A 13,932-nucleotide genomic window follows, 5' to 3' on the forward strand; every position below is an offset into this window, starting at 1 on the left:
CAGGGAGCGAAACGCGTCGTGCGCTGGGCGGCTAGGCTGGCACGGTCATCGGTGCCGCGCCGCGCGGTGCCCGCCGCGGCCCGGCTCGGCGCCGTCGGTCGGCCCGGCCACGGGGAGGGGAGCGTGCCGTCGTGATCTTCAGAGCGGTCCGGGACGGGCGTCCCTATCCGGAGCACAATCTGACGCTCAAGCAGTGGGCGGAGATTCCGCCCCGGCCACTGCGCCTGGACCAGATGATCACCACCAAGCGGGAGTTGGCGCTCGACAAGCTGCTCGCCGAGGACTCCACCTTCTACGGTGACCTCTTCCCGCACGTCGTGCAGTGGAACGGCGGGCTCTACCTTGAGGACGGGCTGCACCGGGCGTTACGCGCCGCCCTGCAGCAGCGCAACCAGATCCACGCCCGGGTGCTGGTGCTCTCCGAGCCGATCGAGTGACGAGCCCTTCTGTCGCTCGCTGAACCTTCGTTAGGGTGGCGTCCATGACCGCTGTGCTGGACCTGCTCGATCTGGACCCGTCGCTCACCGACGAAGAGCGACAGATCCGCGACGTCGTCCGCCAACTCGTCGACGACCGGGTGCGCCCGCACGTCGCCGACTGGTACGAACAGGGCCAGGTGCCGGCCCGCGAACTGGCCCGGGAGTTCGGCAAGCTCGGCCTGCTCGGCATGCACCTCACCGGCTACGGCTGCGCTGGCGCCTCTGCCGTCGCGTACGGCCTGGCCTGTCAGGAGCTGGAGGCCGGCGACTCCGGCCTCCGCTCGCTCGTCTCGGTGCAGGGCTCGCTCGCCATGTACGCCATCTGGCGCTACGGCAGCGAGGAGCAGAAGCAACGCTGGCTGCCGTCGATGGCCACCGGCGAGGCGATCGGCTGCTTCGGCCTGACCGAGCCGGACCACGGCTCCGACCCCGCCTCGATGACCACCCGCGCCCGCCGCGACGGCGACGACTGGGTGCTCACCGGCGCCAAGATGTGGATCACCAACGCGCCGATCGCCGACGCCGCGGTGATCTGGGCGCGCACCGACGAGGGCGTGCGGGGTTTCCTCGTACCCATGGACACGCCCGGTGTCACGGCCCGGGAGATCCGCCGCAAGATGTCGCTGCGCGCGTCGGTGACCGGCGAGATCGCGCTCGACGACGTCCGGCTCCCGGCGGACGCCCGACTGCCCGAGGCGACCGGGCTCAAGGCGCCGCTGAGCTGTCTCACCGAGGCCCGGTACGGCATCGTCTGGGGCGCTGTCGGCGCCGCCCGTGACTGCCTGGAAACCACGCTGGCGTACGCCACCACCCGCACCCAGTTCGGTCGCCCGCTGGCCGGCTTCCAGCTCACCCAGGCGAAACTCGCCGACATGGCCGTCGAGCTGGTGAAGGGGCAACTGCTCGCGCTGCACCTCGGCCGGCTCGCCGACACCCACCGGCTGCGACCCGAACAGGTCAGCGTGGGCAAGCTGAACAACGTGCGGGAGGCCCTGGCCATCGCCCGGCAGTGCCGCACCATCCTCGGTGCCAACGGTGTCTCCGGCGAATACCCGATCATGCGGCACGCCAACAACCTGGAGAGCGTGCTGACGTACGAGGGCACCTCGGAGATCCACCAGCTGGTCGTCGGGCAGCGGCTCACCGGCCTCTCCGCGTTCGCGTGACCTGCCCGTGCTGACCTGCGCGCGCGTGACCTGCCCGTGTTGACCTGACCGTGTTGACCTGCCCGTTTGTGCTTTCCGGCCGCTCGACGCGCGGCTGTCGTACGGGGGCCGTACCGTCATTGACAGACGACGTGTCTGACGAGGACGGTGAGCGTGATGGCCCGCGACGCTGGCATCAACGAGCCCACGAGGGAGTTTCCCGGTTACCCGACCGGCGATGATCTCAAGGAGCGGTCGGCCGCGACACCCGAGCCGACCATGGACACACCGGGCGGCCCCGGTGGCCCGACGGGCGGCAGCGGTGGTCCGACGGGTGGTGGTGGCGCGGCCCGTGGCCTGCTCCTGCTGCTCGGCGCCGCCGCGCTGGCCGTGGTCGTGCTGCTCGGCATCCAGGCGACCGGCATCCTGCCGGAGTTCCGCAACCCGTTCGCCAAGGAGCAGACCGACCGCAGCCAGCCACCACTGCTGAAGTCGATCCAGGACCTCAGCCGCTACGTGGCCGCCGAAGGCAACTTCCAGGTCGTGGTCGACACCCAGAACGACAGGCGCAACGTTCCCGACTTCCTGCTCAACGAGCGCACCCTGTTCGTCGGGGCCGGCAGCGTCGAGGCGTACGTCGACTTCACCAAGATCGGTGAGGGTGCCGTCGTCCAGTCTGCCGACGGCAAGTCCGTCGAGATCAAACTGCCCGCCCCGCAGCTCGGCGAGACCAACCTCGACATGGAAAAGAGCTACGTCTTCGCGGAGCAGCGCGGTCTGCTCAACCGGCTCGGTGACCTGGTCGGCAACGACCCCAACCGGCAGCAGCAGGTCTACCAGCTCGCCGAGGAGCGGATCACCGCCGCCGCCCGCGACAGCGGTCTCTCCGCCCGAGCCGAGGAAAACACCCGCAAGATGCTGGAGGGGCTGCTGCGCTCCCTCGGCTACCAACAGATCACGGTCACCTACACGGCTCCCTGACCGGCCACACCCCGTACGCAGAAGCGCCCGCCCCGACGTCCGTCGGAGCGGGCGCTTCTCCACCGGGGCCGTCGGCAGTCGTCGCTGGCGGTCGTCGCTGGCGGTCGCCGCTGGCAGCCCCCGCTGTCGGCCGCTGTGAGTCGCCGCTGGCAGCCGCTGGCGGTCGCCGTGTGAGTCGCCGCTGGCAGCCGCTGACGGTCGCCGTCGGCAGTCGCTGACGGGCGCCGCTGGCATTCGCGGCTGGCAGTCGCCGCTGGCGGTCGCCGTCGGCATTCGCCTGCCGTCTCGCCGGCGGCTTGCAGCGCGTCTGAGTCGTGGGTCCTGCCGTTCGTCCTGCCGTTCGTCCGTCCACCGCCTCTCGTGGCGGTTCGTGCTGTCGGGCAGGCCCGCCCTCTGCCGAGCGGCGTGTGCGCGCCATGATCGACTCGGGTTTGCTGAATCCGGGGTATCACCGGGACCTGGACACCGCGGAATCAGCAAACCCGAGTGGATCAATGCCGAGGCGGGGTGGCGGGGCGGGGCTTGGTCGGGGTGGCGTTTTCGGATGGAGCTGGGTGCGCGCTTCTGCGCGCAAGTTCATGGAAATAGGGGCCTTGAACGTGCGGGAGGCCACTACAACGAGGTTGTAGTGGCCTCCCGGACGCGATGTCGCCTCGACGTCGGTGCCGGTGGCGCGGCGCGCTTGAGGGGCGGGGGTCAGTGCTGGGTGGAGGCCAGGTAGCGATCCTCATTCGGCATGAGAACCCAGAGGACCAGGTAGACGATCACCTGGGTGCCGGGCAGCAGCAGGGACAGCAGGAACAGCAGCCGGACCATCCCGGCGGACATGCCGAACCGCCGACCGAGGCCGGCGCAGACACCGGCGAGCATGCGCCCCTCGCGGGGCCGGACCAGTTTGCGACTCATCGTCGTACTCCCACTCTGCGGCAGTGCGCCGCGTCTGCAATCCACGGTAGAAGGGGGTGGCCACCTCGCCCTCGGTCCCGAGGATGAGCGGCGACCCGTGGACCCGTAGGTGCTTTACCCGGGCAGCCCCTCGCTGACGCCTCCCCACGACCCGCGCCACCCGCCCGCCCCCGCCCGCCCGCGCCCGCCCGCCGCCGGCCCGCCGCCGGCCCGCCGCCGGCCCGCGCCGCCCGCCGCCCACCCGCCGCCCGCGCCCGCCCGCGCCCGCCGCCCCCGCCGCCGGCCCGTGCCCGCCCGCCCGCGCCCGCCCGCCGCCCCCGCCGCCGGCCCGTGCCCGTGCCGTGCCCGACCGCCGCGTTCGGCGGGACCGGTGAAGATCGCGCTCGTTCCTGGATGTAGGGGCTTCGGGGACGGGCCAAGGCCACTGGAACATGGATCGAGCGTGATCTTGCAATGGCCGCGAGACGGCGGTCAGGTGCTCGCGTCCCGGTGGCCGGGTGGGCGTTGAGCTGGGCGGGTAGGCTGGAAGATCGGCCACCCACACCCCGGGTGACCGGCACCCATACCCCGGACGGTCACGAGCGGGGCCGCCAGACCGGCGGTCACGACCCGACCGGGTCCCGTACGCCGGGACGACGGCGAGGAAGCGCGGCCATGATCAGTGTTTTCGACCTCTTCAGCGTTGGCATCGGGCCGTCCAGCTCGCACACGGTGGGGCCGATGCGGGCCGCGCGTACGTTCGTTGGCGGGCTCAAGGCCGACGGGCTGCTCAGCGACGTCGCACGGGTGCAGGCTGAGCTGTTCGGCTCGCTGGGCGCCACGGGGCACGGGCACGGCAGTGGCCCGGCGGTGCTGCTGGGGCTGTCCGGCGAGTCGCCGGAGACTGTCGACACGGACACCGTTGGTCCTCGGGTCGAGCGGATCCGGGCCGAGCGGCGGATCAACATCCTGGCCGCGCACGAGATCGACTTCGACCCGGACCGGGACCTGACGCTGCACCGTCGCCGGTCGCTGCCGTACCACCCGAACGGGATGACCTTCGCGGCGTACGACGGGACCGGTGCCGAGGTGCGCAGCCGCACCTACTACTCCGTCGGTGGCGGTTTCGTGGTGGACGAGGCCGCGGCCGGCGCGGACCGGATCAAGCCGGACAGCACGCGGGTGCAATATCCGTTCCTGACCGGGGCGCAACTCCTCGACGTCACCTCCCGCACCGGTCTGTCGATCAGCGAGGTGATGCTGGCCAACGAGCGTTCCTGGCGCAGCGAGGCGGACATCCGGGCGGGCCTGCTGGAGATCTGGCGGGTGATGCGGGAGTGCGTGGAGCGCGGCTGTGAGCGCGACGGCGTACTCCCTGGGGGGTTGAAGGTCCGGCGGCGCGCGGCGGAGCTGCGGCGCGGCCTGGAGGCGGACGCCGGAACGCCCGACCCGCTGCACGTGATGGACTGGGTGACGTTGTTCGCCCTGGCGGTCAACGAGGAGAACGCCGCCGGTGGCCGGGTGGTCACCGCGCCGACCAACGGGGCGGCCGGGATCATCCCGGCGGTGCTGCACTACTACGCCCGGTTCGTGCCGGGGGCGTCCGACGACGGTGTGGTGCGGTTCCTGCTGACGGCCGGCGCGATCGGGGTGCTGTTCAAGGAGAATGCCTCGATCTCCGGTGCGGAGGTGGGCTGCCAGGGTGAGGTCGGTTCGGCGTGCTCGATGGCGGCGGCGGGGCTGGCCGAGGCGCTCGGTGGCACCCCGGAGCAGGTGGAGAACGCGGCCGAAATCGGGATGGAGCACAACCTCGGGTTGACGTGCGACCCGGTGGGTGGCCTGGTGCAGATCCCCTGCATCGAGCGGAACGCGGTGGCTAGCATCAAGGCGATCACGGCCGCCCGGCTGGCGCTGCGCGGCGACGGTGTGCACAAGGTGTCGCTGGACAAGGTCATCAAGACCATGCGGGAGACCGGCGCCGACATGAAGGTCAAGTACAAGGAGACGGCGCGTGGCGGTCTGGCCGTCAACGTGATCGAGTGCTGAGTCCGGTCGATTCGGGGCATTCGTTCACCGACTGCTAACCTGTCGTCCGTTTCAGGAGGCGGGAGGCTCGCGGTGACCTCTGGCGTCGCGGCGTTGTGGTCGCACCGCAACTCGCTGCGCATCCTGGTCAGACGGGACCTGGCGGTCAAGTACCAGCAGTCGGTGCTGGGCTACTTCTGGTCGTTGATCGAGCCGCTCGGCATGGGCGCCATCTACTGGTTCGTGTTCGGGGTGCTCTACTCCCGCGACACCGGCCGGCATCTCGGCGAGGCGGCGGGGTCGTACCCGTTGTTCCTGATCACCGGCATCTTCGCCTGGATGTGGACCAGTTCGGCGCTGAGCGAGGCCACGAACGCGCTGACCGGCCAGTCCCGGTTGATCACCACGATGAACGTGCCGCGTCAGGTCTTCCCGATCGGCCGGGTCACCGGTCGGTTCGCCGAGTACGCGGCCGGCCTGCCGATCCTGATCGCCATCGCGGTGATCTACGCGGTGCACGGTCGGATCCACCCCGGCTGGTCGTTGCTCTCCCTGCCGCTCGCGGTGGCCGTCCAGGCCGTCCTGTTGACCGGGCTCGCCCTGCTGCTGTCCGCCTGGAACGTGCTGATGCGCGACGTGGAACGGTTGATGCGGCTGATCATCCGGGTGCTCTTCTACGCCACGCCGATCATCTATCCGCTCAGCCTGGTCCGAGAATCCGGCCTGCCCGGCTGGCTGAAGGTGGTGTACGAGCTGAACCCCCTGGTCGGGATCTTCCAGCTGCACCACGCGATCTGGTACCCGGACGAGTTCCCGGACGCCCGGCTGCTCGCCACCACTGTCTTCGGCAGTCTGCTGGTGCTGGCCGCCGGCTGGTGGTCGTTCCGCCGGTTGGAACCTGCCGTGCTCAAGGAACTCTGACGTGGCCACGCCGATCATCGAGGCCGACGGCCTGGGCATCCGGTTCGTCCGGAACCGCCGCCGTCAACTGCGCCTGCGGGAGCTGTTCATCCACCGGGGTGCACGTGGTGCCCTGCCCGGCCAGTTCTGGCCGTTGCGGGACGTGTCGTTCACCATCGAGCCCGGCGAGACGGTCGGCGTGATCGGCCGCAACGGCACCGGCAAGAGCACCCTGCTGCGGCTGATCGCCGGGGTGCTCATCCCCGACGAGGGCGACATCCGGGTGCACGGCGCGGTGGCACCGCTGCTGGAGTTGTCCGCCGGTTTCTCCAACGACCTGACCGGGCGGGAGAACCTGCACCTGGTCGGTGGGCTGCACGGGCTGTCGACGGGCTACCTGAAGCGGCACTTCGACGAGATCGTCGAGTTCGCCGGTGAGCAGGTGGAGCGGGCCATCGACACGTCGGTCCGGCACTACTCGTCGGGCATGAAGGTGCGACTCGGCTTCGCGATCATCTCGCACCTGCCGCACCCGATCCTGCTGATGGACGAGGTGACCGCGGTCGGGGACGCGGAGTTCCGCAAGAAGTGTTACGCGACGATTGATCGTCTGCTCGGGGAGGGGCGCACGCTGGTGCTGGTGTCACACAACGAAAAGGACCTGACCCGGTTCTGCCGTCGGGGGTTGTACCTCGACGCGGGCCGGTTGACGCTCGACGGCACCATCGCCGAGGCGCTCGACGCGTACCACGCCGCGGTCCCGCGGTGACGCTCGCGATCGTGCTCGCCGCCGGGTCGCCGGCAGCGGGCCTGACCACCGCGACCGGTGAGCCGCTGGCCGACCGCCTGGCGGCCCAGTTGCGCCGGGCGGGAGCCGACGAGGTGCGCTTCGCCGCCACCCTCGACGAGTTGACCGCGCTGGTCGCCACCGCCACCGCCCCCGTGCTGGTCACCGGCACCGACCTGGTGGCGCACACCGCCGTGCTGCGGCACCTGGCCACCAGCCCTATGGGGCCGACGGTGGCGCTGGTGCTGGGCGACCCGCCGGTGCCCGGGCGGACGGCCGTGCGGGAGGAACGCGGCCAGGTGGTCGACGCCGGTGCGCTGGACGCCCTCGACGGGGACGCCACCGGCGTGTTCGGCGGCGCGCTGCGGGTCGGCGTGGACGACCTGCCGACCCTCGCCGCAGCCGCCCGCGCCGCAGCGGGTGGCCCCGGGTCCGCCGTGGACCGGCTGTTCGCGGGTCTCGCGGCGCTCGGCACCCTGATCTTCGCCCAGCGGGTACGCCTGCTCGTCGCCCGCCGGGTCGAGGACGAGGACGAGCTGACCGCTGCCGAGGCGGCGGTGACCGCTGTCGACGAGGACCGCGCCGAGCTGCGGCTGTCGGTGAAGGAGAAGGACGACTTCTTCTCCACCTACTTCGTCAGCACCTGGTCCCCGTACGTGGTCCGGTGGGCGGCCCGGCTCCGGCTCACCCCGACCGGGGTGACGGCGATCTCGGTGCTGTTCGCGCTGGCCGCGGCGGTGCTGTTCGGGGTCGGTGGGCGACCCGCGCTGGTCGGCGGCGCGGTGCTGCTCTACCTCGGCTTCGTGCTGGACTGCGTGGACGGCCAGTTGGCCCGCTACACCCGGCACTTCAGCGCCTGGGGTGGCTGGCTGGACACGATGGCGGACCGGGCCAAGGAATACCTGGTCTACGCCGGGCTGGGCTTCGGGGTGAGCCACGCTGGGCTGGGCAACGGCTGGGCGCTCGCGATCGCGGCGATGACGTTGCAGACCGTCCGGCACATGACCGACACCTGGTACGGGGTGCTGCACGACGAGGCGGCCCGGCGGCCGAGAGCGGCGGCGGGTGCCAGCGGCGGGATCGGTGACCGGCTCAACGCGGCGTCGACCCGTGTGCAGGCGGACACCGGGTCGCTGTCGTACTGGCTGAAGCGGACCGTCGTCTTCCCCATCGGCGAGCGGTGGGCGCTGATTGCGCTGACCGTTGCGCTGTTCAACCCGCTGGTCAGCCTCATCGCCGTCCTGGTCTGGGGTGTGCTGGCGTTCGCGTACACCGGGGCGCTGCGGACGCTGCGGGCCCGCTGGATGTGGGTGCCGGTGCTGGACACGGTCGACGCGACCCTGCACCGCGACGACGGCCCGCTGGCTCGCTGGCTGCCGGTGGTTCGCCCGATGGGGCCGCTGACGCTGGCGGTGATCGCCGCGCTCGGCCCGGCGGTGCTGCTGGTCGCGGCGCTGTGGGGCGACTCGCCGGACGGGCTGCGCTGGGCGGTGCCGGTGGCGCTGCTGGTGCTGCTGGTCGGCGGCCTCGGCGCGGGGGCCGCGCACAACGGTCCGCTGGACTGGCTGGTGCCCGCGGCGTTGCGGGCCGCCGAGTACCTGTTCGCCATCGCGGTCGGGGTGGTCGGTGAGGCGCCGGGTTGGCTGATCTTCGGGTACGTCTTCGTGCTCACCGTGCATCACTACGACCTGACGGCCCGGCTGGAGAAGCGGCAGGCGGCACCGCCGCTGCACGCGTTCACGCTGGGCTGGGAGGTGCGCTCGGCGCTGCTGGCCCTCGCGGCGATTGCCGGCATGGTGGGTATCGGGCTGGCTACACTCGGTGCGTACCTTCTCGTGGTTTTCGTGGTGAGCGTCGTCCTGGCCTGGTTCGTGCGACCGGCCCGTAGCGCGCGGGCGTCGGTCGCGCCGGTGGGCGCTGGAGGTGCCGCGCCGCACTGACGGAGGGACGGCCGGATGACCCTGATCAGCTTCGTGGTGCCGGCCTTCCGCGTGCAGGGATACCTGCGTGAATGTCTGGACTCCGTCCTCGGTCAGCCGGAGACCGACATCGAGGTGATCGCCGTCGACGACTGCTCGCCGGACGCCAGCGGCGAGATCATCGACGAGTACGCGGCCCGCGACCAGCGGGTCCGCTCGGTTCGGCTGTCGGACAACGTCGGCCTCGGTCCAGCCCGCAACATCGGGTTGGACCGGGCCGTCGGGGAGTACGTGTGGTTCCTCGACGGCGACGACTGGCTGGCGCCGGAGTGCCTGACCGAGGTCGCCGAGCGGTTGCGGGCGACCCGTCCCGACGTGCTGCTGGTCGACCACGTCCGCACCCACTGGAACGACACCGCGACTCGCAGCGCGATGGCGGAGGTGTTCCCGGAGTCGCCCGGCGCGGACACCTTCCGGTTGCGGGACCGGCCGGAGGCGATGCACCTGCTGCACACCGCGTGGAACCGGCTGGTCCGCCGGGAGTTCCTGGCCGACCTGGGGCTGCGCTTCGCGCCGGGCTGGTACGAGGACGTCTCGTTCAGCTATCCGGTGCTGATGGCGGCGCAGCGGATCGGCGTACTCGATCGGGTGTGCGTCAACTACCGGCAACGCCGCGCCGGCGCGATCACCCGGACCCGGGGTGACCGGCACTTCGAGGTCTTCCCACAGTGGCATCGGGTCTTCCACCTGATGGACGCCTGGGGCTCGGCGACGGACGCCCTGCGGCCGGCGGTCTTCGAGCGGATGATCTGGCACTACCTGACCGTGCTGGGCAACGGCCAGCGGATCGCCCCGGAGCTGCGACCGGCGTTCTTCGCGCAGATCACCGCCGACTACGAGCGCTGGCTGCCGGCCGGCGGTTATCCGGTGCCGGACGGGGTGGAGGGGATCAAACACCGGCTCGTCGCGTCGGGCCGCTGGCGCACCTTCAGTGCGTTGCGGGCCGCCAGCCGGGCCCGCGACGCCGCCCGTCGGCAGACCCGCACCGCCCGGCGTCGGGTCGGCCCGGTCGCGCGCCGCGGTGCCCGGCTGACCCGCGACGGGCTGCTGCGCGAGTACTACCGGGCCGAGTTGCGTCGGCCGGTCGACCCGACGCTCGCGGTGTACGCCGCCTACTGGTTCCGGGGTTACTCCTGCAACCCGGCGGCGATCTACGAGGCTGCGCGGACGTTGGCGCCGGGGGTGCGCGGCGTGTGGATCGTGCGCCGGGACCGGGTGGACAGCGTGCCGGCCGGGGTGGAGTACGTGGTCGCCGGCACGCCGGCGTACTACCGGGTCCTCGCCCGCGCCCGGTGGCTGGTCAACAACGTCAACTTTCCGGACTTCGTCCGCAAGCGGCCGGAGCAGGTGCACCTGCAGACCCACCACGGCACCCCGGTCAAGGTGATGGGGCTGGACCAGCAGCGCTATCCGATCGGCGCGGGTCGGATGGACTTCGCCGGGCTGCTGCGCCGGGTGGACCGTTGGGACTACAGCGTCAGCGCGAACAGCTTCTCCACCCAGATGTGGGACCGGGCGTACCCGGCCACGTACACGACTCTGGAGGTGGGTTACCCGCGCAACGACCGCCTGGTGACGGCGGGTCCGGACGAGGTGCGTCGGCTGCGCGCGGAGTTCGGCGTCGGCCCCGACGAGCAGGTCGTGCTGTACGCCCCGACGCACCGGGAGCACCTTCCCGGCTACCGGCCGCCGTTCGACCCGGACCGGTTCGTGCGGGCGCTGGGTGACTCGGGTCGGCTGCTGATGCGCAGCCACTACTTCCACGACCGTGACCGTCGCCCCGGTCGGCCGGTGGACTGGGAACGGGTTCGCGACGTCAGCGGCCACCAACAGGTGGAGGATCTCTACCTGATCGCTGACGTGTTGATAACCGACTATTCGTCGGCGATGTTCGACTATGCGGTGCTGGACCGGCCGATCGTGCTCTACACCCCGGACTGGGAGGCGTACCGGCTGGCCCGAGGGGTCTACTTCGACGTGACGGCCGAACCGCCGGGCGCGGTGGCCACCACCTTCGCCGACCTGGTCGACCTGTTCCGCACCGACGCGGTGCGCTCGGACGCGGCGACCAAGGCCCGCGAGCATTTCCGGGGCCGGTTCTGCACATTGGACGACGGGCACGCGGCGGAACGGGTGGTGCGCGAGGTTTTCCTGGGGGAGCCGAGCGGGCGATCTTCGCGCTGCTGACCGCGCTGTCCGTCTCCTTTGTCGTGTAATTGCGGCGTCATCCGTCGAACATGAGACGTTTACCCGATGTGCGGATCCAATGATCCTGGTCACAGTCTTGTGGGGTTCGGCAGACGAGCTGGGGGGGACGACGGTGAGCACCGTCACGCTCAAGGACGTGAGCAAGGTCTTCAGGGACGGCACGCTGGCAGTCGACAGCATCAATCTTGATGTGACCGACGGCGAGTTCATGGTGCTGCTGGGGCCGTCCGGCTGCGGCAAGTCGACGGTGCTGCGGATGATCGCCGGGTTGGAGGATCCGACCCAGGGCGCGGTGCTGCTCGACGGGGAGCTGGCGAACGACCTGCCTCCGCGCGACCGCAAGATCGCAATGGTCTTCCAGGACTTCGCGCTCTACCCGCACATGAGCGTCGGCGACAACATCGCCTTTCCACTGCGTCTTGCGGGAATCGAGCAGGAGCCGCGGGACGAGCGGGTCAGCGACGTGGCCAGCGCGCTGGGCATCGGTGACGTGCTGGCCCGCAAGCCGGGCCAGCTCTCCGGCGGCCAACGGCAGCGGGTGGCGATGGGTCGGGCGATCGTCCGCCGGCCCGGCCTGTTCCTGATGGACGAGCCGCTCTCGAATCTGGACAGCGGCCTGCGTGCCGAGCTGCGCGCGGAGATCTCCGGCCTGACCCGGGAGCTGGGGGTCACCACCGTCTACGTCACCCACGATCAGGCCGAGGCGCTCACCATGGCCGACCGGGTCGCCATCATGCGCCGCGGCGTGCTCCAGGACGTCGGCACACCCACCCAGGTGTACGGCCGGCCGGCGACGCTCTACGTGGCCGCCTTCCTGGGCAGCCCACGGATGAACCTGCTGGAGGCGTCCGTCTACGTCCACCTCGACCGGTACGTCACGCTGAACCTCGGTGACCAGTCGCTCTACCTGCCCTGGAACGACATCCGCAGTCGGGCGGTGGCGCACTACCACGGTGAGCGGATCGTGGTCGGCATGCGGGCCGAGGCACTCACCCCGGTCGCCCCGGACAGCCCCGGCGACGTGCTGCGGGGGCGGATCCGCTACCTGGAGCACCACGGGCACGAGTCGCTGGCGTTCCTCGACATCGGTGCGACAGCGGTCGTGGTCGACGAGATGGGTGCGCCGGTCGAATCGCCGCCGGTCGGTCAGCGCGGCCTGCGTCGGTTCGGCTCGGTGATGCAGCGCCTCACCGGCAAGCCGGTGGAGCCGCAGGAGGCCCCGAGCGGCGGCGGCACCCAGACCAGTGTCCTTCCCGACCCGGGCCGGCACCATCGCCGTCCGGCGGAGCTGGCGGTGCGGCTGGCGCCGTACCCGGCGGTCAGCGCCGGTCACCCGCTCGCCGTCTCGGTCCGGATGGACGCGCTGCACTTCTTCGACGAGCGTGGCGCCCGGATCGACGTGGGTTGGCGCTGACGACTCGCCGGAGCGGGGTGGCGGGCCCGCCGTCCGGTGTCCTACCGTCTGCGCACCCAGTCCACAGTGAAAGACCACCGAGAGGGGTGCACCCGTGTCGGGTGACCGTCCCAGCCCGCTCGTCATCGAGCGCATCCTGCGCGATCGCGGGAGCATCTGGCAGCAGATCGTGGCCGAGCGTGACCTCAACGCGCTGACCGGGCGCATGCTGAGCAGTTCCGCCATCGCGTTGGCCTGTTACGGGGCGGTGCTGGGCGCCTTCCACAGCCCGCTGATGGCGCTGACCTCCGCGCTGAAGCTGCCGCTGCTGTTCCTGGTCACGCTGGCCATCTGCCTGCCCACGCTCTACCTGTTCAACCTGGTCTTCGGCGCCCGGCTGTCGGTGCGTCAGTCGTTGGCGCTGGTGATGGTGGCGATCACGGTCACCTCGATGCTCGCCGTGGCGTTCGCGCCGATCAGCCTCTTCTTCCTGATCACCGCGCCCGACTACGGGTTCTTCAAGCTTCTCAACGTGGCGATCCTGACCCTGTCGGCAGTGGTCGGGTTGCGCTTCCTGACCGGCGGGATGCAGGTGCTCAACGACCACGGCCTGCTCGCGCCGGAGGCCGCCCACACCCCGGCCAACGCGCCGGTCGCGGTCCAGGCCGCCCCGGCCCCGGTCCAGGCTGTGCCGGCCGCCGTACCCGCCGGAGCGACCCCGGCCGCCGGTCAGGGTGCCGAGCCGGTGGCCGTGCCGGCCGGGGCCGCGGTTGCCGAGTCGACGTCGAACGGCGCCGCGACCGCCGCGCCGGTTCCGGCGCACGTTCCGGCGCAGTGGGCCGGCCAGCCGGCGGGCGCCTCGTTCCCTCCGGGCGCCCTGGTGGCGCAACGCCCGTGGGGCGGCCCGCCCGTCCGGCGCGGCGACCCGTCGCAGCGGCCGGCCAGCATGACCCTGCTCTACATCTGGATCCTGCTCTTCGGTTTCGTCGGCACCCAGTTGGCGTGGACGCTGCGTCCGTTCTTCGGTGACCCGGGCCAGGATTTCGCCTTCTTCCGCAGCATCGACGGCAACTTCTACGCGGAGATCCTGCGGACGATCGCCAACCTCTGAGCACCGGTCGGGCGGGGGGAAACCCCTGGTTGCCGGCCT

At 71.2% G+C, this 13,932-nt stretch carries 10 protein-coding genes and 1 pseudogene; 10 read left to right on the forward strand and 1 reads right to left on the reverse strand.

Translation table 11 applies throughout. The annotated features are described in order from the left end of the window. The first annotated feature begins 131 nt into the window (after nucleotides 1-131). The 3 genes from HNR22_RS21655 to HNR22_RS21665 all read left to right on the forward strand — a co-directional run bounded on the left by HNR22_RS21655 (nucleotide 132) and on the right by HNR22_RS21665 (nucleotide 2,605). Entirely contained in the window at nucleotides 132-437 is a 306-nt protein-coding gene (locus HNR22_RS21655; protein WP_030329612.1) for a type II toxin-antitoxin system VapB family antitoxin, read from the forward strand. A gap of 44 nt (nucleotides 438-481) precedes the next feature. Next, on the forward strand, nucleotides 482-1,645 hold the full coding sequence (locus HNR22_RS21660) for an acyl-CoA dehydrogenase family protein (protein ID WP_179781866.1): 1,164 nt from the start codon (nucleotides 482-484) through the stop codon (nucleotides 1,643-1,645). Nucleotides 1,646-1,801: 156 nt separating this feature from the next. Beyond that, nucleotides 1,802-2,605, forward strand: a complete 804-nt coding sequence (locus tag HNR22_RS21665) for a DUF4230 domain-containing protein (protein WP_179781867.1) — start codon at nucleotides 1,802-1,804, stop codon at nucleotides 2,603-2,605. Between the two features lie 696 nt (nucleotides 2,606-3,301). Here the strand turns inward: HNR22_RS21665 and HNR22_RS21670 are convergent. After that, a complete protein-coding gene (locus HNR22_RS21670; RefSeq protein ID WP_088951236.1) occupies nucleotides 3,302-3,511 on the reverse strand; it encodes a PspC domain-containing protein in 210 nt (69 codons plus the stop codon). A gap of 654 nt (nucleotides 3,512-4,165) precedes the next feature. On the opposite strand from HNR22_RS21670, the gene HNR22_RS21675 reads away from it, so the two are divergent. The 7 genes and pseudogenes from HNR22_RS21675 (at nucleotide 4,166) to HNR22_RS21705 (ending at nucleotide 13,893) form a co-directional block, all read left to right on the forward strand. Beyond that, nucleotides 4,166-5,536: an L-serine ammonia-lyase gene (locus HNR22_RS21675; RefSeq protein ID WP_179781868.1), complete on the forward strand. Its 1,371-nt coding sequence runs from the start codon at nucleotides 4,166-4,168 to the stop codon at nucleotides 5,534-5,536. A 72-nt stretch (nucleotides 5,537-5,608) separates the two neighbouring features. Then, nucleotides 5,609-6,436 carry an ABC transporter permease gene (locus tag HNR22_RS21680; protein ID WP_179781869.1) on the forward strand — a complete coding sequence of 276 codons (828 nt, stop codon included), beginning with the start codon at nucleotides 5,609-5,611 and terminating at the stop codon, nucleotides 6,434-6,436. Nucleotides 6,437-6,578: 142 nt separating this feature from the next. Further along, nucleotides 6,579-7,184 (forward strand): annotated as a pseudogene (locus HNR22_RS21685) (ABC transporter ATP-binding protein); the annotation flags it as partial. Then, nucleotides 7,181-9,142, forward strand: a complete 1,962-nt coding sequence (locus HNR22_RS21690; RefSeq protein WP_179781871.1) for a DUF5941 domain-containing protein — start codon at nucleotides 7,181-7,183, stop codon at nucleotides 9,140-9,142. The pseudogene HNR22_RS21685 and the gene HNR22_RS21690, both read left to right, overlap by 4 nt. Before the next feature lie 15 nt (nucleotides 9,143-9,157). Continuing rightward, nucleotides 9,158-11,368, forward strand: a complete 2,211-nt coding sequence (locus tag HNR22_RS21695) for a bifunctional glycosyltransferase/CDP-glycerol:glycerophosphate glycerophosphotransferase (protein WP_179781872.1) — start codon at nucleotides 9,158-9,160, stop codon at nucleotides 11,366-11,368. 133 nt (nucleotides 11,369-11,501) lie between these two features. After that, a complete protein-coding gene (locus HNR22_RS21700; protein ID WP_179781873.1) occupies nucleotides 11,502-12,803 on the forward strand; it encodes an ATP-binding cassette domain-containing protein in 1,302 nt (433 codons plus the stop codon). 94 nt (nucleotides 12,804-12,897) lie between these two features. Continuing rightward, entirely contained in the window at nucleotides 12,898-13,893 is a 996-nt protein-coding gene (locus tag HNR22_RS21705; RefSeq protein WP_179781874.1) for a hypothetical protein, read from the forward strand. Nucleotides 13,894-13,932 lie beyond the last annotated feature (39 nt).

Source organism: Micromonospora jinlongensis (genome assembly GCF_013410645.1).
Lineage (GTDB): Bacteria > Actinomycetota > Actinomycetes > Mycobacteriales > Micromonosporaceae > Micromonospora > Micromonospora zamorensis.